Source organism: Mesorhizobium sp. GW821-FHT07A06 (assembly GCF_059419085.1).
In genome coordinates this window covers 198848-217738 of the sequence record NZ_JBWKRC010000002.1, presented here as the reverse complement: position 1 = coordinate 217738, position 18891 = coordinate 198848, and the positions used below count along the sequence as shown (strand labels likewise).

Here is an 18891-nt window from a genome sequence, read left to right as displayed (position 1 = left end):
GGGAGTAAATTGCGTTTCGTGCTGTCGCGTCGCGCCAGGAGAAATGTTTTTTGCGCCGCAGGCCGATCATCCGGTTGTGCCGCGCAGCAGCACGTTGAGCCCGATCGCCATCACCTTGGCCGCTTCCACCATGTCCTCTATGCCGACCCACTCGTCCGGCCGGTGGGCGAGGTCGAGAATGCCCGGTCCATAGGCGATACAGTCGTAAATATGGCCGATGCGGGCAATGTGCTTCTGGTCGTACGTGCCGGGCGAGATGACGTAGTCGGGCTCGCGGTCGAAGATCGCGTGAATGCCTTGCGCCACGGCCTTGACCACCGGCGCGTCGCGCTCGGTCATCAACGGCAGTACTTCCATCAGGTCGCGGATCTCGTAGTCGAATTTCTTGCGCTCGCGCTTCAGCCGCTCGAGAATGCCGGTCACTTCGCCCTTGACCGTGGCGAGATCTTCCTCGAGCAGGAAGCGGCGGTCGATGGTCAGCCGACAGGAGTCGGGCACGTTGGGCGAGGGCAGGCCAGGCCGGAAATCCTCGGTCTGGCCGCCATGGATGGAATTGATGTTCATGGTCGAGCGCCTGGCGCCTTCGGGCACGACCGGCATGCGCGTCACCTTGCGGTCGAGCGCCGGGAACAACTCGTCCTCGAAAGCCTTCAGCACGGCGCCCATATGGCGCACCGCATTGTCGCCCAGAAACGGCATCGAGCCATGCGCGATCTCGCCCTTGGTCTCGATCTCCGCCCACCAGACACCGCGGTGGCCAAGGCAGATGCGGTCCTTGTTCAACGGCTCGGGGATGATGACGTGGTCGACCTTGGGCTTGGAGAAATAGCCGAGGCCGGCCAGATGGGCGACGCCGCCGAAGCCGCCGGATTCCTCGTCGACCGTGCCCGATATTTCGATGGCGCCGGGGAAATCGGGATAAACGTCCATGAAGGCTTCGGCCGCGATGATCGACGCGGCCAGGCCGCCCTTCATGTCGCAGGCGCCACGTCCATGGACCTTGCCGTCCTTGACGATGCCGGCGAACGGATCGACGGTCCAGCCGTCGCCGGCCTCGACGACGTCGATATGCGAGTTGAAGTGGACGCAGGCACCGGGCGAGCGGCCGTCGAAACGGGCCACGACATTGACGCGCGGATAGCGGTCGGTGTCGCCGGGCGTGCCTTCGGCGCGGATGAATTCGGTTTCAAAACCACGCTTTCTCAGCCGCGCGCCAAGATATTCGGCGCATGGCCGGTAGGCTTCGCCCGGTGGGTTGATGGTCGGAAAACGGATGAGGTCGGCGGTCAGCGCGACGACATCGTCGCGCCTGTCATCGATTGCCTTGAGGAGTCGTTCGTTCATCCGCTGAGTTGAGCAGCGATCCCGGCGGTTTTGCAAGCCCACCGACCATCAAGTCCGTGCGACGTGTCGTTGCGGCAACTATCGCGGGAAATCGTTCAAATTCGCTGCTTTGGATTGGGGAATTGATCAAGGAGTGTGTGTTATCCGTTCACTGCCATTAAAAATGGTGAAAAACAACGTGATGGCGAGCCGGCAAGGGGCAATCAAAGGGGTTTGATCGCATGAAGAAGTTCTTTCTCGTGGCAGCGGCGATGTTGGCAACCGCGCTGTTGGGTACGCCGTCCGCAAGTTACGCGGCGATGTTGGAAGCGAAGATCGACGTGTCGTCGCAGACGATGACGGTGCGGTACGGGTCGGAGGTCTATCGCTGGGCCGTGTCGACCGCCCGCTCGGGTTATTTCACCCCGCGTGGCACATATCGGCCGCAGCGAACCGCCAAGATGTGGTATTCGCGCAAATACGACATGTCGCCGATGCCTTATTCGGTGTTCTTCCATGGTGGATATGCCATCCATGGGACGGGCGCTGTCAGGCAACTCGGCCGTCCGGCCTCGCATGGCTGCGTGCGGCTGCACACGGCCAATGCGGCTGCCTTTTATTCGATGGTGCGGGAAGTGGGCTTCGGCAACACGCGCATTGTCGTGGCGAACTGAAACGTCCCGGACTCGCCGGTGGCATCAATCGCTGGCGCAGAGTCGCTTTCTCGCCAGCAGCTTGGGCTAGGCGCTTGCGGCAGGAGCCGGCTTCGGCCGCTTCTTGCGCCGCCAGTTGCTGATTTCCCACCTTTTGTGAAACCACATCCACTGGCCGGGATCCTCGCGCACCCAGCGTTCGACCACATCGTTCAGCATCTGGGTGGTGGCGTGGACGTCGACGGTGCCGTCAGCGGTACGCGGCAAGACCAGTCTGTCCTCGATCTCGAGCCGGAAACGGTTGCCTGGCAATCTGATGCAACGCGCCGGATAGACGTCGCAGTCATAGTGGCGGGCAAGGGTGCCGAGCACCCGGTTGCTTTGGCAGGGGCGACCGAAGAAGGTCGTCTCCAGGCCGTTGGAGAATTTCTGGTCGACAAGGACGCCGATATTGCCGCCGTTTTCCAGCACGGAGGCCAGGGCAAACGAGGCCCCCGCCATCGACGGCAGCAGCGCGCCCATGGTCGAGCGCCGCGTCGAAAGAATGTAGTCGGCAAGGTACGGGTTGTTGGGCGGGCGGAACAGCGCCGTGATGTTCATGCCGAAAGTGGCCGCCGCCACCGGCAGCAGTTCGAAATTGCCGAGATGGCCGGTGAAGACGATATGCGGCTGCTTTTCGGCGGCGATCTCGACGAAATGTTCTACTCCCTTGACCTCGACGCGGCCGGGCTTGCTGGCGGCCGGATCATAGTCGAACAGGGCGTCGAGGAAGATGTATTCGGCGGCGAGCCGGGCCATGTTGCCCCACATGTCGGAGGCGATGGCCTCGATTTCGTCCTCGCTCTTTTCCGGATAGGCCTTGCGCAGATTGTCGATGGCGACCTGATGGCGTCCGACCCGGGGGCCAATGAGGCGCGCGACCCGGTCGGCGAAATTCAATGCGCTGTCGACCGGCAACAGGCGCAGCACCGAAAGGATGATCATCGCCGCACGCGCAACCAGGCAGTAGTTCGCTTGGCGCAACTGCCGACCATAGCGAAATTTGACGTCGCGGCGAAGCTTCTTGAGCACCGAGGTCAAGGCCCTAGGCGACGCGCAGGATGATCTTGCCGAAGACGTCGCGGCCTTCCATGCGCTTCAGCGCGGCGTCGATATCATCGAATCCGACCTCGGTGTCGATGACCGGTGCGACCTGTCCCGCCGCCATTTTCTGCATGGCGTTGGCCATGTTTTCCATGCGGCAACCGAAGGATCCGAGCAGCTTCAGTTGCTGCTGGAACAGCTGCATCAGGTTGATCTGCGTCGACACGCCGGAGGTCGAGCCGCAGGTCACCAGGCGGCCGCCGCGTTTCAGGCACAGCATCGAGCCGGCAAAGGTGTCGGCGCCGACGTGCTCGAACACGACGTCGACGCCCTTCTTCTTTGTCAGCTTGCGCACGACGCCTTCGAAGCGGTCGTCGCGATAGTTGATGACATGGTCGGCGCCGAGCGCCTTGGCCTTGTCGATCTTGTCGTTCGAGCCGACCGTGGTGATGATGGTGCAACCCATCCGCTTGGCCAGCTGAATGGCGGCCGAGCCGATGCCGGAGCCGCCGGCATGGACAAGGATGGTTTCACCCGGCTGAAGCCTGGCGTTGTCGAACAGCATGTGCTCGACCGTGCCGAAGGTAACGGGCGCCACCGCGGCGCCAATGTCGGTCACGCCGGGTGGAGCGGGGACCAGCAGGCGTGCGGGCAGGTTGATCTTTTCCTGCGCGAAGCCGTCGAGATGGAAACCGTGAACGCCGGAAACATGTTCGCACAGATTGTCGCGGCCTTCGCGGCAGGCGCGACAAAGGCCGCAGGTGCGCGCGCCATAGATCGACACCAATTGTCCGGGCAGCAGGCTGGAAACGCCAGGGCCGACCGCCTCGACCTCGCCGGAGGCCTCGGCGCCGACGACCAGCGGCAGCTTGCGCTTGGCGAAGGCCATGCCGCGCCAGCCCCAGACGTCGATATGGTTCAGTGCCACCGCCTTGATGCGCAGCGTGACTTCGCCGAGTGCGGGGGGCGGCGGGGGCGGCAGGTCCACCGTCTCAAGACGGCGGTCCTCGATAAGTTGCAATGCGCGCATTGGGCCTGTCGGTTCAGTGGGACTGAAAAAGGTCGCTTAGACCGGTTCCCGTGTCATGACAAGGCAAGTGTTCTGGCCGCCGAAGCCGAAGGAGTTCGACAAAACGCTCCGAACCTCGGCATTGCGCTTCTTGTTGGGCACCACGTCGAGCACGATCGCCGGATCGGGATTGTCGTAGTTGATGGTCGGCGGAATGACACTTTCGCGCATCGTCATCAGCGAAAACGCCGCCTCGACGGCGCCGGCCGCCGACAGGGTGTGGCCGATCATCGACTTGTTCGACGACACCGGCATGGAGCTTATGCGCTCGCCGAATACGGTCGACAGTGCCAGATGTTCCATCTTGTCGTTCTCGGGGGTCGACGTGCCGTGGGCGTTGACATAGTCGATCTCGTCTTCACCCAGGCCGGCATCGGCGAGGGCGGCGCGAACCGCGGCGATGGCGGGCGAAGCGTCCGGCTTCGAGCGGGTGCGGTGGAAGTCGTCGGCCTTCTCGCCGCAACCGCTGAGGACGCCAAGAATGGTCGCGCCGCGAGCCAATGCCGCCTCAAGCGATTCCAACACCAGCGCCCCGGACCCCTCGGCCAATACGAAGCCGTCGCGATCCCTGGAGAAAGGCTTCGATGCCTTTTCGGGAATGTCGTTGTGCGTGGAGAGCGCCGAAAGCAATGAGAAGCGAATCAATGCCTCGGCGGTGGCAGAACCGTCCGCGCCGATCGATAGCGCACGGTCGCATTCGCCGCGTCGGATCGCCTCGACACCGAGCTGGATCGCGGTGGCACCCGAAGCGCAGGCCGTCGACAGGGTGATCGGCAGACCGCGTGTGCCAAGGCGGTCGGCAAGGCGGTCGGCGATAGAACCGAACTGGGTGGTTTCGAAAATATCCAGCTCTTTCAAGCTACGCGCCACCCGAAGCAGTCTTTCGGCGGCGGTGTCGTCCTTGTCCTTGTCGGAATTGTAGAGCGAGAAGCGCTCGGCCCAGTCGAGTTCAACCGGCGGCGATGCGAGGAAAAGCGGTCCGCCGAAGTCGCTGGAATCAAGACCGGATTCGGTCACCGCTTCGAGGCCGGCAAGCTCGGCCAGCTCATAGGTGAGCGGGCTGGCACCTTTCGAACTCGACGGCAGGAAATCGACCATGCCGGAGATGCGGGTGTTCAGTTGATCGATGGGAAAGCGGGTGATCGGGTGGATGCCCGACTTGCCGGAGGTCAACGCCGCCCAATTGTCGGTCTTGCCGACGCCGAGCGAGGTGACAACGCCGATGCCGGTGACGGCGACAATTGGCCTGCCCATGTGATCGTTCAGATTGGCCATCCGGGAGCCCTCGAGCGTTTATCGTTGCAGCATGGATCGCGAGCGCCGCGTTATGCGGCGTTGACCAGCGCCATGCCCTCGAATTGGTGATAGCCGATCGCCGTTGCAAGGACGCTTGCGGGAATGCCTTCGAACGGCTTCTCGGCGGCGGCATCGAAAACAGGGTAAGCGGCCTTGCGGTCGACGGCGAGTGCCGCCAGCGCCACCGCGAAAGGAAACTGCGCTTCCTTCATGTGCCCGGTCAGTGTCGAGAAGCCGCGCGCGGCGATCCCGGGATTGGCATCGAGCACCGTCTTCTCGGCGGTGGTTGCGGCATGCGCGCCCGAGGCACCCGACAGGGCAAGCAGCTTGCCGTTCGGCAGCGCCGCCTGGCCGAGCAGCGCGGCGATCTCGGCATCGAGCTCTCCGCGTGGCCGCCTGGCGCGGCCTGAAACGACCGGGCCGAGTTCGGCGTAGATCTTGCGCCCACGGCTCACGGCGTGTTCGCGCTGCTCCAGCACCAGGAAGGCACCGCCGGATCCCGTGACGACGCCGCCACCCTCGGCACCCTGTCTTTGCCACACAGGTTTCCACGGGCCGCGATGCAAATAGCCGGCAAGCTCGTAACCGAGCAGCATGTCGGAATGTTCGGTCTGGAAGGCGCCGCCGACCAGAATGTGCGTCGACTGGCCGGAGCGGATGCGGGCAGCGGCCGTTTCGACGGCGGCGACGCCGGCACCTTCCTCGCCCATGAAGGTGCGTGACGAGCCTGTCACCTTGTGGACGATGGAGATGTTGCCAGCGAGCAGGTTGGAAAGCTGCGCCAAAAACAGGGTCGGCCGCAACTCGGTGGTCAGCTTCTCGTTGAGCAGCACGTCGCGGTCATTGCGGCTCTCGGATGCGGCGAGAATGGCGGCGTCAACCGCCTCGTCGCGCTCGCCGCCGCCGGCGGCCACCACCATGTCCATGGTCGCGCAGAGCTCGTCATTGCCCTTGATGCCGGCATCGTCGAGCGCAAGCCCGGCGGCATAGGTGCCGAGCCGCTGCCAGGTTTCCATCTGCCGCTGGTCGCCACGCTTGGCGATCTGCAGGTTCCAGTCGATTTCGGGCAGCGGGTGGACGGTGTAGGGCGCGAAGCGCGCGGCTTCGAGCACCGGCTGCAGGCCCGGCTGCGCCAGCTTCTGCCAGTGGGCGTCCGGACCTTCTCCCAGCGAGGAGACAAGGCCGATACCAGTGATGACGACGTCGCGGGGGCTGCTCATGAGCGGCTTTGTGGGTCAGGCGGCAGAGCGCGTCAAGGTCGCGCGCTCAACTGACATCAGGCGGTCTTGGCGGCGACCAGTGCGTCGATCTTGGCGCACAGGTTCTTCATGACGAAGTAGTCGTCGGTCGACGCCTTGCCGTCATTGACTTCCTGGGTCCACTTTTCCAGCGGCACCTTGATGCCGAATTCCTTGTCGATGGCGAAGACGATGTCGAGGAAATCGAGGCTGTCGATGCCGAGATCGTCGATCGTGTGGCTCTCGGGTGTGATGGTGTCGATATCGATCTCGCTGGTGTCGGCAATGATCTTGGCGACTTTGTCGAACGTGGTGGACAAGGGCTTTTCCTTCTTTGCGGGCGGAATCTGTCCGCATCTTGTTTGGGCGCTGTCTAATCGGTTTTTCCCGGCAGGAAAAGGCCTGATAAGCCGGGCGCAGATGGGTAGGCTGCCCAAGAAACGCAAGAAGGGCCGCCGGTCAACCCGGCGGCCCTTCCCATTACGTCACGTCAGTCGCTGTTTCGATGCCTGTCGTTTTCCCAAAACCGGAACCAATTTTGGACGATACGCATCAGTTGTCGCGGGTTGTCGCAGGCGGCTGTCGGGGCAAGTTCGCGGCTTTTTTCAGCGGTGGCCTTCGGCAACACCGCCAGATGTCGCGAGAGGCTTGATGGTACCAATGTACCATGATACCAATTCACCATGAACATTGAACGCGTGCAGACGGGCGTGCGCCTGGAAAAGCGGCTGGTGAAGGTGCTCAAGGCGCTGGCCGAGCATCGCGACATGAGCCTTGGCGATCTCATCGAAGGCATCGTGCTGCATGCCTTCGAAGGGCAGGCGCCGTTTTCGCCAGCGACCCTGGAAACGATCAGCCAATTGAAGCGCATCTACGGGCTGGAGCTTGGCGCCGCGGACAGCCACGGTCTGGCTGAAGCGCCGCCGTCGGACGGAGTGGAAAGGGAAGGAAAGGCGGATGACGAGCCATCTTGAGCGCAGCCACAGCATCGTCCTTTCCGGTCCGGTCGACCGCGTCTTCCCGCTGTTCACGCCGATCGGCGAGACCCTTTGGGTGGAGGGCTGGGATCCGGAATTTCTGCACCCGCAAAATGGAGATACGCGGCAAGGCATGGTCTTCCGGACTGTCCACAGCGACGAGACGACGCTCTGGGCCTGCGCCGACTGGGATCCTGTCGCGCATCGCGTCCGCTATGTCAGGGTTACGCCGGATTCACGTTTCGGATTTGTCGAGGTGGCCTGCCGCCCGGCCGCCGACGGTGGCACGCAGGCATCGATTGCCTACACGTTCACGGCTCTGACGGCAGCAGGGGACGCGTATCTGTCGGAATTGACCGAGGACGCGTTCGTACACATGATCGAGGCGTGGAAAGTCCGCATCGATACGTGGTTGCTCACCGGTTCGTCAGCCGGCTCCGGCCATGATTAGAACGTAACACGGCCGAGCACACGCAGGCCGTCGCCCTGCGGCTCGACGACCACGGCTTCGCCCTCTCGCGGCGAAACCCCGGTCAGCGCCACGATGTCTTCCAGATGGGTGACCATGATCAGGTTGTCGGAACCGGAATAGGCGCGGATTTCCTTCATGATGGCCGCGATCTGGGCGGCCTTCTGCGCATCGTCGCCTTTCAGCAGATCGAGCGGCGCAAACAGCTCCGGCTCGGCCTCGAAGGCGATGCGGGCGGTGTCGAGGCAGCGGCAGTAGCGGCTCGACAGCACGCGTTCGACCGGCGCGGCGCGGGCGGCAAACAACGCGCCGATCTTGCTCGCCTGCTGCTTACCGCGCGCCGAGAGGTTGATCTGGGTGGCGCAGCTGTCGATGTCGAAATTGACCGGATCGGTGGTGCCGGTGACCATGGCATGGCGCAGCAGCACGACATGGCCGCCATCGCGCAGCAACGCCCAGCCGGCATCCGTGGCATGCGCCGCGAAGGGAATGACGAGCAGGAACAAGGCCAGGGCAAATCGAATCATCGCGGTCCTTCCATGAGCCTGGCATCAGACTCCATTCGCATATAGGGATCGGAAGGCCGGCACAAAGACAAGCGGGCGTCGCGGACGTCCCAGCCTCACTTTTTGGCGAGCTGCTGCTTCACCAGATCGATCTTCTGGTCGGTGAGCGGGATGGGTATGGTGTAGCCGGCTTCGGTGAAGCCCTGCTTGGCGTTCTCGAAGAACTCGATGGCCCTGAGATATTCGGGCTTGCCGCCGCCATAGCTGGCGCGGTTCCAGTGGATGTCGCCGAGATTGTTCTGTTCAAAGGCCCATTGCATGGGCTGACTTTCGCGCGTGAACACCTTCAGTGTCGCGGTGAAGGCCGCCTCGGCCTCGTCGAGATATTTTCCGGTCCGTTCGATGTTGCCGAGGTTGAGCAGGCTCATGCCGATGCCGTTCTGGGCGTTGGCCCAGTCGACCGGTGCGGACTCGATGGACAGCACTTCAAGTGCCGCCCGCCGCGCCGCGATAGAATCTTGCAAGGTTTTCGGATCGGCATTGCTCATGCTCAGCCAGTGCAGCGTCGAGCCCAGACCGGCCTGGGCCAGCGCCCATTGCCGAGGGTTCGTCTCGCGCTTGTATTCGCGCAACGCATTCCGATAGGCGTCGACCGCCTCGCTGTAGTGCTCGGGCTTGTCCGTGACGCCGCCAAGAAGCTGCAGCGTGTTGCCGAGATTGTAGTAGCTCATGGCCCAATCCTGCGGGAATTTCCGCCTGACATAGACCTGCCGGGCGGCCTGGAAGGCTGCCGCCGACTGTTCGAGCTTGGCCGCATCGCGGGTTCGCTGGCCAAGCGTCTGATAGATCGAGCCGAGATTGTTCTGCGCCGACGCCCAATCCATCGGGAACCGCTGGCGGGTAAACACGGTGAGCGCGTCATCATAAGCCGCGGCGGCCTCTTCGAGCGTGCCCGTGCCGATATCGAAGCGGGCAACCCCGCTCAGCGCGTTGCCGAGATTGAGCCGGCTGGTTGCCCATGACACCGGGAAGGTCTCGCGGGTCCGCACCTTCAGCGCCGCGCGAAACGCATCGGCCGCCTCGTTGATCTTGGCCTTGTCGTTGAGCTGGATGCCTGAAGTCACAAGGGTATTGCCGAGATTATTCTCGACCATCGCCCATTCCACCGGCGTTTTCTCGCGCGTGTATTCCTCGAGCGCCAGCCGGTAGGCGGCTTCCGCTTCCTTCAGGTGCTCGCCGGCAGGGTCGCGCTCGGAAAGGGCGTAGAGCGCGAGGCCGAGATTGTTCTGCGAGGCGGCCCAGTCGAGCGGCAGCTTGTCGCGTGGGCGCTTTTCGAGCGTGGCGTGCATCGCCGCCACCGCTTCATTGAGTCGTTTCGGATCGCTTTCCCGCTCACCGATCTTCAGGAGCACATTGGCGAGGTTATTCTGCGCGGCCGCCCAGTTGCGGTCGTCCTTCTCGTGCTCGAAAACGACAAGCGAATCGCGAAAGATCCGTGCCGCTTCTTCGAGACGGGCGGTTTCGGTCTCGCGTTCACCGATGGTCTGCAACACCACCGCCATGTTGTTGCGAGTGATGGCCCAGTCACGGTTCTGCTCGCCATTCGGGATGAAGTTCAGGATGACGCGATAGGCTTCGATCGCGTGCTGCAGCGCATCGAGGTCGCCGGTGGCATAGCCATGGGCATTGAGTGCCTCGGCTTCCTGGTTCTTGTAGTTCCAGCGCAGCTTCTCGTCCCATTTCTCGGCCAGCGAGAACGCCTTGGCGTAGTCGTTGGCGGCGGATCTGTAGTCGAAGATCAGCGCCGACGCGTCGGCGCGCTTGGCGTAGATGGCGGCGTCGGCGATGCGTTTCTGCCGGACCAGGTCCTCGGCCTCGTCAACAGCGTCGCCGTTCTGCTCGACCCTGCCGACCGCGTCATCGAGGAATTTGCGCGCCGTCACCATTGCGCCCTGGCTGATGGCCTTGTCGGCGGACGCGACCAGCCGCTTGATCTCCGGATCGTCCGTACGCAACGCCGCGCGCTCGGACATCATCTTCTTCAGCCGCTCGGCCTGTGCGTCGAGCACCTTGTGCAGGTCGGCCGGATCCTCGGGGATCTTTTCCGTGCCGAGTGCCCTGAGTACCCCATAGAGCGCGTCGAGCGGCACCCCGTCCTGCAGCGAGGCCAGTTCCACTTGCGCCCTTTTGGGATCGGGCAGGTCGGAAATGGTCAGGAGCAGTTGCCGCCGTTCGCCGGTGATCAGCCCGTCATCGCCTGTCGGTTCCGGTGGCGCGACGCCGAAATAGAGCAGCCGGCGCAGGCTTTCATTGACCCAGGGGCGCTGCTTCGCCTTGGTGTCGAGATAGACTTCCTCGGTCACCATGCGCATGACCGAGCCGAACTCCGTGCCTTTCATCGCCGCGAGGTGGCGTAGCAGCGCGGCTGCGTAAGGGCTGTTTTCCCCGGGGGCACCATCCAGAGCCGGGCGCCCCGGTTCGGCGGCGAAGCCGACCACAGTGCCCAGGCTCGCATCGGCCGCCGGTGCGTTGCCGAGGGCCTTGGCGCCACGGACCGGTTCCAGCCCGCCGGCACCGATCGGCTCGGCGGAAGCGGTTGGTGCGCGCCGCACCACGGCGTCGGCGGGAAACGGATTGGTGCGGCAGGCGTCGAGCAGCATGATCGTCACCGGCACGGTCTTCTTCAATTCATCCATGACGGCGGACATCGGCACCAGCGCCTGACCGGCATCCTTGAGCGACGAGACGTCGGCATCGACCGGAACCAGATAGTTCTCGCCGCCGGCTTCGATGCCGTGCCCGGAATAGTAGATGAAGGCGACGTCGACGCCTTCGGCATCCTCGACGAACCGTTCGAGGTCGCGCTTCAACCTGGCGGCATCGCGATCGGTGACGTTGCGGGCGTCGAAACCGAGGTCTGTCAGCATCTTGGCCATGTCGCGGGCGTCGTTGGCCGGGTTGGGCAGGGCGGCGATGTGTTCATATTTCGACTGACCGATAATCAGCGCCACGCCCTTGAGGTTTTTCGGTTCGGCAAGCGCAAACGCCGTCGCGGCAAGACAAAACAGCGCGGCGACGAAGGCCGTCAGCCACATCCGCGCAAAAAGATTGCGTCCTGAGGTTTCGACAAAGGTCATTTGTCGTTCGTGTCCGCCCTGATATTCCAAACCCTCTATAACGCTGCCAGCAGACCATGATCAAATTCGGGCATGATCAAATTCGGGCGCGATTGCGCCACGGGCGTGGCTCGCCTATCCCTGAAAAATGTCCCCACTCACAGAAACCGTCCTTTTCGTCTTCAGCCTCGTCGCGCTCGGCTATCTCGCCGGGCTCACCGGTTATCTCAGGCCGGCGAGCGGTGAGGGGATATCGGACTTCGCGGTCTCGGTGGCGATGCCGCTGCTTCTGTTCCAGACGATGGTGAATGCCGATTTCCACGGCGTGGCGCCATGGCCGCTGTGGGGAGCTTATTTCACGGCTGTGGCGATAACCTGGGCCGTCGGCCATCTCGTCACCACGAGGATCTTCGGACGTGATGCGCGCGCCGGCGTCGTCGGGGGCGTGTCGTCGGCCTATTCCAATGTCGTGCTGCTCGGCGCGCCGTTCATCCTTGGCGTATTCGGCCCGAGCGGCTTCGAAGTGCTGTCGCTTCTGGTCTCCGTGCATCTGCCGGTCATGATGATGGCCTCGATCGTGCTGTTCGAGATGTTTGGCCGCGGCAGCGGCGACCATGTCCATCCGCTGCGGGTGCTGCGCAGCTTCCTGCGGCGGCTGTTCATGAACCCGCTGATCATCGGCATTCTGCTGGGGCTGGCATGGCGCCTCAGCGGCGTGCCGCTGCCTGACCTCGCCATGCGGCTGGTCGATGCGCTGGCCGACACGGCCGGGCCGGTGGCGCTGTTTGCCATGGGGCTCAGCCTGCGTCGCTTCGGCGTTTCCGGCAATGTCAGGCCGGCCCTGGCGCTTTCGGCGCTGAAGCTGTTCCTGATGCCTGCGCTGGTTCTCGCCTTCGTATGGCTGCTCGGCCTGCCGCCGATGACCGCCAAGGTGGCGGTCGTGGTCGCGGCGCTGCCATCCGGGATCAATTCCTATCTCATCGCCGTGCAGTTCAACACCGGCCAGGCGCTGGCTTCGAACCAGATGACCATCGCCACGGCCTGTGCCGCCATCACCACGGCTTTCTGGCTGACCGTGGTTCTCCACGTCTACGGTTAGTTCGTCTTCGGCTGGTTTCGTGCTGGCCCAAAGCCTATATGCCATCTTGCAATTGATTGCGTGGCTTGCCCTAGGTAAAGAGCACTGGCTCCAGTGTCCCGGCCTCGATATCATCGGGCACGCCCATCGAAGAAAATCCAGATACCGGCCCGTCAGTGCGCCGAGCGGAGGCTAGACCATGCTTCAGAAAACCAGCCATTTCATGCGGCAGGCCAATCTCATCAACGGCGAATGGGTGCAGGCCGACAGCGGCCAGACGGTCGACGTCAACAATCCCGCCACCGGCCTCAAGATCGGCACCGTGCCGAAGTCGGGCAAGGCCGAGACCCGCCGCGCCATCGAGGCGGCCGATGCCGCCTTCAAGTCGTGGCGCAAGACCACCGCGCTCGAACGCTCGAAGCTGCTGCGCAAGCTGCATGACGCGATGATGGACAATCAGGACGTGCTGGCCGAACTGCTGACCATCGAGCAGGGCAAGTCTCTGTTCGAATCGAAGGGCGAGATCGGCTCGGCCGCGGCTTATATATTGTGGTTCGCCGAGGAGGGCCGCCGCACCTATGGCGACGTCGTGCCGTCACCATGGGCGGATCGCCGTATCCTGGTAACCAAGGAACCGGTCGGCGTCATCGCCGCCATCACGCCGTGGAATTTCCCGTCCTCGATGCTGGCCCGCAAGCTCGGTCCCGCACTGGCCGCGGGCTGCACCGCCGTCGTCAAGCCGGCCTCGCAGACGCCATATTCGGGCCTCGCCTGGGGCGCGCTGGCCGAGGAAGTCGGCTTCCCCAAGGGCGTCGTCAACATCCTGACCGGTGCCGCCGGAGAAATCGGCGACGAGATCTGCGCCAATCCGCTGGTCAAGAAGATCACCTTCACGGGCTCGACCGAAGTCGGCAAGATCCTGATCCAGAAGTCGTCGGTCACCGTCAAGAAAGTCTCGATGGAACTCGGCGGCAACGCGCCGTTCATCGTCTTCGACGACGCCGATATCGACCGTGCCGTCACCGGCGCCATAACCGCCAAGTACCGCAATTCCGGCCAGACCTGCGTGTGCACCAACCGCTTCCTCGTGCAGGCCGGCGTCTATGACAAGTTCGTCGAGAAACTGGCCGCCGCCAGCAACGGGCTGAAGGTCGGTTCGGGCCTCGAGGAAGGCGTGCAGCAGGGACCGCTGATCGACGAGAAGGCGGTCGAGAAGGTCGAGGAACTGATCGCCGACGCCACCTCAAAGGGCGGCAAGATCGTCGCCGGCGGCAAGCGTCATGCGCTCGGCGGCTCGTTTTTCCAGCCGACGGTCATCGCCAATGCCACGCCCAAGATGCGCTTCATGAAGGAAGAGATCTTTGGCCCGGTCGCACCGGTGTTCAAGTTCGAGACCGAGGAAGAGGCGGTGCAACTGGCCAACGACACCGAGTTCGGCCTTGCCTGCTACTTCTACACCGGTGATCTCGGCCGTGCCTTCCGGGTCATGGAAGGGCTGAAATACGGCATGGTCGGCGTCAATGAAGGCCTCATCACGACGCCAGAGGCGCCGTTCGGCGGCGTCAAGGAATCGGGTCTCGGGAAGGAAGGCGGACATCAGGGCATCGAGGATTATCTCGACACCAAATATGTCTGCATTGGCGGCCTCGGCCTCTGATAGACTGGTCTTGAGATGGGCAGGCCAACGGGCGGCCCATCTCTTCTGGGAAATCCTACCGAAGTCCTCTGGATCAACTGGCATTTGCGGGCATGGCGATGAAGGACGGCGAGGTCTTCGGCACGACACAGACGGGCGAGCCCGTGCGCCGCTTCGCCATCAGGGGCGGCGGCCTCACCGCCAACATCATCGGTCTCGGCGCCATCATCCAGGATTTGCGCCTGACCGGCCACGATGCGCCGCTGGTGCTCGGCTACGGCACCCTGCAAGAGTATGAGGCCGACAACGCCTTCTTCGGCGCGGTGGTCGGCCGCTATGCCAACCGCATCCGCGACGGCCGCTTCACCATTGGCGGCAACCGCTACCAGACCGAGCCGAATTTCCTCGACAAGCACACGCTGCATGGCGGCTCGCAGGGTTATTCGCACCGGCCATGGGCGGTTTCGCTGCACGGCCGGGACTTCGTCACGCTGACGCTGCACGATCCCGACGGCGCGATGGGCTTTCCCGGCGCGCTCGACGTCACCTGCACCTACCGGCTGAAGATACCCGGCACGCTCAGCGTCGAACTGACGGCGACCTGCGAGGAGCCGACGCTGTGCAATCTTACGCAGCACTCCTATTTCAACCTGGATGATGGCGGGGCCGGCGACATTCTCGATCACAGGTTGATGCTGAACGCCGGTGCCTATCTGCCGGTCGATGGCGACATGATCCCGACCGGCGTGGTCAAGCCGGTTGACGGCACGCCTTTCGATTTCCGCCAGGCGCGGCCGTTGCGCATGGAGACCGAGGGCGAACAACTGCCCTACGACCAGAATTTCTGCCTCGCCTCGGCGCGCGGACCGCTGCGGCAAGCGGCATGGACGCAAGGGGCAAGCTCCGGCGTCGAGATGGAGGTCTGGACGACGGAGCCCGGCGTCCAGCTCTATACAGGCCAGTATGTGACGCCCCGCAAGGGCCTGGAAGGGCGGGATTACAAAGCCTTTAGTGGCTTCTGCCTGGAACCTCAGATATGGCCGGATGCGCCGAACCGGCCGTATTTTCCACAGGCGACGCTGTGGCCAGGTGCAATTTATCACCACGTGACGGAATATCGTTTCCGCCTTCCATAGTTTCTCCAAGCGCTAGTTTTCAAACGCAGTCCGCAATGTCTCGAACGGCGCCAGCGCGCCGCGAACCTGCACCACGGCGGCGGCGACGCGATGGGCTCGGCGGACAGCTTCCTGGGGGCCATGACCGGCAAGACGCGCCGCCAGATAGGCGCCGTTGAAGGAATCGCCGGCTCCGGTGGTGTCGATGGCGGCCGCGACATGGATCGCCGGCACGTCGTGCAACGTTCCGTTTTTGGCAATCAGCGCCGGCTGTTCGCCGTTCTTGACGACGATTTCGCTGACCCATTGTCCAAGCCGCTCGGCGGTCGCCTGCGGCGTTGCATCCTCAAACAGCATCTGCTCGTCGGGGAAGGTCGGCAGTGCGATGTCGGTAACGGCAAGCGCCTCTACGATGGCCGTTTGCGCGTCCTCGCGCCGACGCCAAAGCCGCGGCCGGTAGTTGGGGTCGAAAGCGATCAGCGACCCCGCCGTGCGCGCCTTGGCCACAGCGCTCAGCAGTGTGGCGCGCGCGGCATCGTCCAGAATTGCCAAAGTGATTCCGGAAAAATACACAAGCGCCTGATTCTCAAGGTTTTTCGACAGTGCGGCTGGATCGGAAGCAAGCTGCCGGGCGGCGGCGTCGCCGCGCCAGTAGGTGAAGGAGCGTTCGGCCCCGGTCAGCGTTATCGCGTAGAGGCCGGGGCGCGCCCCCGATATCACCGGGCTGGAGCCGATGCCGATGCCGTTTTCGGCGAAGAAGCCGATCTGGCCTTGCGAGAAGGGGTCGTCGCCGAAGGCCGAGACATAGGTCGCCGGCCGGTCCTGGCTCAACGCATGCAGCGCCCACAGCGTGTTGAACGTGTCGCCGGCAAAGCCCATGCACCAGTTCGTGCCGGTCTGGCCCGACAGTTCGAGCATGCATTCGCCGATCGAGGCGACGCCGTTTCCCGCCATCTGCTATCCTCCAGTGATTTCCGTGCTGTAGCTTTTTGCCGGTGGCGGCGCCATGCTTGGCAAGCAGGCATTTTTGCGCCACAGCGTTTTCCCACAGGCTGGCGGGAAGCGATCCACCCGGGAGAACGTTGTCTGCAGAAGAGGAACCGGTTTGGCATCGATATGGCGTTATCTCCTGGCGGGTCTTGGTCTGGCTGCTCTGCTGATCGGCGTTCTCGCGGTCGTCTACCTGACCGCGCCGCAAAGCGCGCAGCTTGCCGGCCCGGATCTCTCTCGGACGAAGAAAACCGACAACGGGCTGTACATTGCGAGCTTCGTGCCGGAACGGGGCGTGGTGCGGCAGGGCGAACTGGAATCCTGGCTGCTGACGCTGAAAACAAAGACAGGGGCTTCGGTGGAGCGAGCCGCGATCGCCATCTCCGGCGGCATGCCGCAACACAATCACGGCCTGCCGACGAGCCCGCAGGTGACCGATTATCTGGGCGAGGGCCGTTACCGCATCGAGGGGCTGAAATTCACCATGAGCGGTTGGTGGCAACTTCGTTTCGCCATCTCGTCCGGCGCTGGCTCCGACACGGTGCTGTTCAACGTGGTGCTGTGAGCGATCGATGACGCGCCTTTTCTGTTTTCTGGCGCTGACGGCCGCCGTCATCCTCGTTGGCTGCGGCAAGCCGGATTTTTCCGACGCCGAGAAGAAGACCATCGCTTCGCTGGCCCTGAACACCTTGCCGTTGCTGAAGCCCGACACGACCAATCGCTTCGCCGACGTGCCGGCCGCGGCGGCGCTTGGCTCGACGCTGTTCTTCGATCTGGGCATGAGCCGCGACGGCACCGTGTCGTGCTCGACCTGCCACAAGATCGACCGCCAGTTCCAGGACGACCTGCCGCGAGCCGTTGGCGTCGGCCGCACCAACCGGCGCACCATGCCGCTGGCGGGCGTGGCGCGCGATCCCTTTTTCTTCTGGGACGGCCGACGCGACAGCCTGTGGGCCCAAGCGCTGACACCGCTGGAAAACCCGCTGGAGCAGGCCGGAAACCGCGCCGCCTACGCGCATTACATCAAGGCGCGCTTCGGCGAGCGCTATGAGCGGATCTTCGGGCCGCTGCCCGATTTTTCCGGCATTCCTTCCAATGCCAGCCCGCTGGGAACCGATGCCGAAAAGGCCGCCTGGAATGCAATGAGCGATGGACAGCGCGACGCCATCAACCGCGTCTATGCCAATATCGGCAAGGCGATTGCTGCCTTTGAACGCTCGATCGAGCCGGCGCAGACGCGTTTCGACCGCTTTGCGCTTGACCTTGCCACCGGTGCCGAGCCCAAAGGCGATGCCATCTTTTCCCGGGAGGAGATCCTCGGGCTGAAGCTGTTTATCGGCAAGGCCAATTGCGTGACCTGCCACAACGGCCCGCGCTTCACCGACAACGGTTTTCACAACACCGGTGTACCGCCCGTCGCGGATCTGCCGCCGGATCGCGGGCGTGTCGACGCGGTTGCTCAGGTCGAGGCCGACCCGTTCAATTGTCTCGGCGCCTATCGCGACGGTGATGTGAGCGCCTGCGGCGAATTGCGCTTCATGGTCAAGGACGGACCGCAATTGATCCGCGCCTACAAGACGCCGTCGCTGCGCGGCGCCGCCACGCGGCCACCCTATATGCATGCCGGGCAGTTTTCGTCGCTGGACGACGTGGTGGCGCACTACGCCAAGGCGGCTCCCAGCGTCGAGGGGACATCCGAGATCCATCCGCTGGAGCTGTCGGATCGCGAGCGTGCGGCGCTGGTGGCGTTCCTGAAGACGCTGTCGGAGTAGGCCCTGTTTTCTTGCTTGACCATGATCCCGGCCGGTAACCGGCGTCCGTGTTTCGGGATCATGGTCAGCGGTCCTTCACCGTCTCCATCGCCACGAAGGTCGAGGTCTGGGCGACGTGGGGAAGGGCCGAGATGCGCTCGCCCAGCACACGGCGGTAGGCGGCGATATCCCTGGTGCGGACCTTCAGCAGATAGTCGAAGCTCGACGCCATCATGTGGCACTGCTCGATCTCGGGCACGGACTGTACCGACCGGTTGAATGCGTCGAGTGCCGCTGAACGGGTGTCGGACAATTTCACCTGGACGAAGGCGACATGGCCTTCGCCCATGCGCTCGCGGTCGATGATTGCCTGGTAGCCCCTGATATAGCCGTCCTTCTCCAGTCGCTTCACCCGCGCCTGCACCGGTGTCTTCGACAGCCCCACCTTTGCCGCCAATTCCGACATGGAAAGCCGGCCATTGCTTGCCAGCGCCGACAGGATGTTCCGGTCGATGCGGTCCAATTGGTCTTCTGTCATGGAAATCGCAGTCCAAACTTTGTCAGATTGGCAGGATGATAGATCGATTGGTT

Annotated in this window: 18 protein-coding genes; 8 read left to right on the top strand and 10 right to left on the bottom strand. The window is 63.5% G+C overall.

Features of this window, described 5'->3' with window-relative positions; genetic code table 11:
* Positions 1–66: 66 nt before the first annotated feature.
* Positions 67–1344 carry an acetylornithine deacetylase/succinyl-diaminopimelate desuccinylase family protein gene (locus AC07SZ_RS06510; protein WP_494913771.1) on the bottom strand — a complete coding sequence of 426 codons (1278 nt, stop codon included), beginning with the start codon at positions 1342–1344 and terminating at the stop codon, positions 67–69.
* A gap of 221 nt (positions 1345–1565) precedes the next feature.
* Between AC07SZ_RS06510 and AC07SZ_RS06505 the strand changes: the two genes are divergently transcribed.
* The gene (locus AC07SZ_RS06505; RefSeq protein ID WP_056572510.1) at positions 1566–1997 is read left to right on the top strand and encodes a L,D-transpeptidase; all 432 of its coding nucleotides are present in this window, start codon (positions 1566–1568) and stop codon (positions 1995–1997) included.
* Positions 1998–2063: 66 nt separating this feature from the next.
* On the opposite strand, the gene AC07SZ_RS06500 is transcribed toward AC07SZ_RS06505, so the two are convergent.
* The 5 genes from AC07SZ_RS06500 to AC07SZ_RS06480 are packed head-to-tail and all read right to left on the bottom strand — an operon-like array spanning position 2064 to position 6982.
* Positions 2064–3047, bottom strand: a complete 984-nt coding sequence (locus AC07SZ_RS06500; protein WP_494913770.1) for a lipid A biosynthesis lauroyl acyltransferase — start codon at positions 3045–3047, stop codon at positions 2064–2066.
* A gap of 13 nt (positions 3048–3060) precedes the next feature.
* Positions 3061–4089, bottom strand: a complete 1029-nt coding sequence (locus tag AC07SZ_RS06495; protein ID WP_056572508.1) for a zinc-binding dehydrogenase — start codon at positions 4087–4089, stop codon at positions 3061–3063.
* 36 nt (positions 4090–4125) lie between these two features.
* Positions 4126–5403, bottom strand: a complete 1278-nt coding sequence (locus AC07SZ_RS06490) for a beta-ketoacyl-ACP synthase (RefSeq protein WP_056572506.1) — start codon at positions 5401–5403, stop codon at positions 4126–4128.
* A gap of 50 nt (positions 5404–5453) precedes the next feature.
* Positions 5454–6644, bottom strand: coding sequence for a beta-ketoacyl-ACP synthase (locus AC07SZ_RS06485; RefSeq protein ID WP_494913769.1), 1191 nt, complete (start codon positions 6642–6644; stop codon positions 5454–5456).
* 56 nt (positions 6645–6700) lie between these two features.
* Positions 6701–6982, bottom strand: a complete 282-nt coding sequence (locus AC07SZ_RS06480) for an acyl carrier protein (protein WP_010909964.1) — start codon at positions 6980–6982, stop codon at positions 6701–6703.
* Positions 6983–7345: 363 nt separating this feature from the next.
* Between AC07SZ_RS06480 and AC07SZ_RS06475 the strand changes: the two genes are divergently transcribed.
* Together AC07SZ_RS06475 and AC07SZ_RS06470 are read left to right on the top strand one after the other, a co-directional pair.
* Positions 7346–7636 carry a hypothetical protein gene (locus AC07SZ_RS06475; RefSeq protein ID WP_056572501.1) on the top strand — a complete coding sequence of 97 codons (291 nt, stop codon included), beginning with the start codon at positions 7346–7348 and terminating at the stop codon, positions 7634–7636.
* Entirely contained in the window at positions 7620–8090 is a 471-nt protein-coding gene (locus AC07SZ_RS06470; RefSeq protein WP_494913768.1) for a hypothetical protein, read from the top strand. The genes AC07SZ_RS06475 and AC07SZ_RS06470 overlap by 17 nt, the downstream gene beginning before the upstream one ends.
* Here the strand turns inward: AC07SZ_RS06470 and AC07SZ_RS06465 are convergent.
* Both AC07SZ_RS06465 and AC07SZ_RS06460 read right to left on the bottom strand, forming a co-directional pair.
* Positions 8087–8635 (bottom strand): histidine phosphatase family protein, encoded by a 549-nt coding sequence (locus AC07SZ_RS06465; protein ID WP_494913767.1) that lies wholly within the window; start codon positions 8633–8635, stop codon positions 8087–8089. The genes AC07SZ_RS06470 and AC07SZ_RS06465 overlap by 4 nt on opposite strands.
* A gap of 95 nt (positions 8636–8730) precedes the next feature.
* Positions 8731–11751 (bottom strand): caspase family protein, encoded by a 3021-nt coding sequence (locus AC07SZ_RS06460; protein WP_494913766.1) that lies wholly within the window; start codon positions 11749–11751, stop codon positions 8731–8733.
* 127 nt (positions 11752–11878) lie between these two features.
* Here AC07SZ_RS06460 and AC07SZ_RS06455 point away from each other — a divergent pair, with 127 nt between their 5' ends.
* The 3 genes from AC07SZ_RS06455 (at position 11879) to AC07SZ_RS06445 (ending at position 15580) form a co-directional block, all read left to right on the top strand.
* Entirely contained in the window at positions 11879–12829 is a 951-nt protein-coding gene (locus tag AC07SZ_RS06455; protein ID WP_494913764.1) for an AEC family transporter, read from the top strand.
* Positions 12830–13007: 178 nt separating this feature from the next.
* Positions 13008–14465 (top strand): NAD-dependent succinate-semialdehyde dehydrogenase, encoded by a 1458-nt coding sequence (locus AC07SZ_RS06450; RefSeq protein WP_056572490.1) that lies wholly within the window; start codon positions 13008–13010, stop codon positions 14463–14465.
* A gap of 92 nt (positions 14466–14557) precedes the next feature.
* Positions 14558–15580, top strand: coding sequence for an aldose epimerase family protein (locus AC07SZ_RS06445; protein WP_056572488.1), 1023 nt, complete (start codon positions 14558–14560; stop codon positions 15578–15580).
* 12 nt (positions 15581–15592) lie between these two features.
* Here the strand turns inward: AC07SZ_RS06445 and AC07SZ_RS06440 are convergent, their stop codons facing one another.
* Positions 15593–16513 (bottom strand): sugar kinase, encoded by a 921-nt coding sequence (locus AC07SZ_RS06440; protein ID WP_494913762.1) that lies wholly within the window; start codon positions 16511–16513, stop codon positions 15593–15595.
* Between the two features lie 151 nt (positions 16514–16664).
* On the opposite strand from AC07SZ_RS06440, the gene AC07SZ_RS06435 reads away from it, so the two are divergent.
* A complete protein-coding gene (locus tag AC07SZ_RS06435) occupies positions 16665–17114 on the top strand; it encodes a FixH family protein (RefSeq protein ID WP_494914156.1) in 450 nt (149 codons plus the stop codon).
* A 7-nt stretch (positions 17115–17121) separates the two neighbouring features.
* On the top strand, positions 17122–18321 hold the full coding sequence (locus AC07SZ_RS06430; RefSeq protein WP_494913760.1) for a cytochrome-c peroxidase: 1200 nt from the start codon (positions 17122–17124) through the stop codon (positions 18319–18321).
* A gap of 64 nt (positions 18322–18385) precedes the next feature.
* On the opposite strand, the gene AC07SZ_RS06425 is transcribed toward AC07SZ_RS06430, so the two are convergent.
* Entirely contained in the window at positions 18386–18838 is a 453-nt protein-coding gene (locus AC07SZ_RS06425; protein ID WP_056572481.1) for an Lrp/AsnC family transcriptional regulator, read from the bottom strand.
* Between the last annotated feature and the right edge of the window lie 53 nt (positions 18839–18891).

Coding starts and splice junctions, on each gene's coding strand:
- AC07SZ_RS06470 (WP_494913768.1), top strand. CDS start 7,620: ATGACGAGCCATCTTGAGCGCAGCCACAGCATCGTCCTTTCCGGTCCG.
- AC07SZ_RS06505 (WP_056572510.1), top strand. CDS start 1,566: ATGAAGAAGTTCTTTCTCGTGGCAGCGGCGATGTTGGCAACCGCGCTG.
- AC07SZ_RS06465 (WP_494913767.1), bottom strand. CDS start 8,635: ATGATTCGATTTGCCCTGGCCTTGTTCCTGCTCGTCATTCCCTTCGCG.
- AC07SZ_RS06495 (WP_056572508.1), bottom strand. CDS start 4,089: ATGCGCGCATTGCAACTTATCGAGGACCGCCGTCTTGAGACGGTGGAC.
- AC07SZ_RS06445 (WP_056572488.1), top strand. CDS start 14,558: ATGGCGATGAAGGACGGCGAGGTCTTCGGCACGACACAGACGGGCGAG.
- AC07SZ_RS06455 (WP_494913764.1), top strand. CDS start 11,879: ATGTCCCCACTCACAGAAACCGTCCTTTTCGTCTTCAGCCTCGTCGCG.
- AC07SZ_RS06510 (WP_494913771.1), bottom strand. CDS start 1,344: ATGAACGAACGACTCCTCAAGGCAATCGATGACAGGCGCGACGATGTC.
- AC07SZ_RS06460 (WP_494913766.1), bottom strand. CDS start 11,751: ATGACCTTTGTCGAAACCTCAGGACGCAATCTTTTTGCGCGGATGTGG.
- AC07SZ_RS06440 (WP_494913762.1), bottom strand. CDS start 16,513: ATGGCGGGAAACGGCGTCGCCTCGATCGGCGAATGCATGCTCGAACTG.
- AC07SZ_RS06430 (WP_494913760.1), top strand. CDS start 17,122: ATGACGCGCCTTTTCTGTTTTCTGGCGCTGACGGCCGCCGTCATCCTC.
- AC07SZ_RS06485 (WP_494913769.1), bottom strand. CDS start 6,644: ATGAGCAGCCCCCGCGACGTCGTCATCACTGGTATCGGCCTTGTCTCC.
- AC07SZ_RS06475 (WP_056572501.1), top strand. CDS start 7,346: ATGAACATTGAACGCGTGCAGACGGGCGTGCGCCTGGAAAAGCGGCTG.
- AC07SZ_RS06490 (WP_056572506.1), bottom strand. CDS start 5,403: ATGGCCAATCTGAACGATCACATGGGCAGGCCAATTGTCGCCGTCACC.
- AC07SZ_RS06450 (WP_056572490.1), top strand. CDS start 13,008: ATGCTTCAGAAAACCAGCCATTTCATGCGGCAGGCCAATCTCATCAAC.
- AC07SZ_RS06425 (WP_056572481.1), bottom strand. CDS start 18,838: ATGACAGAAGACCAATTGGACCGCATCGACCGGAACATCCTGTCGGCG.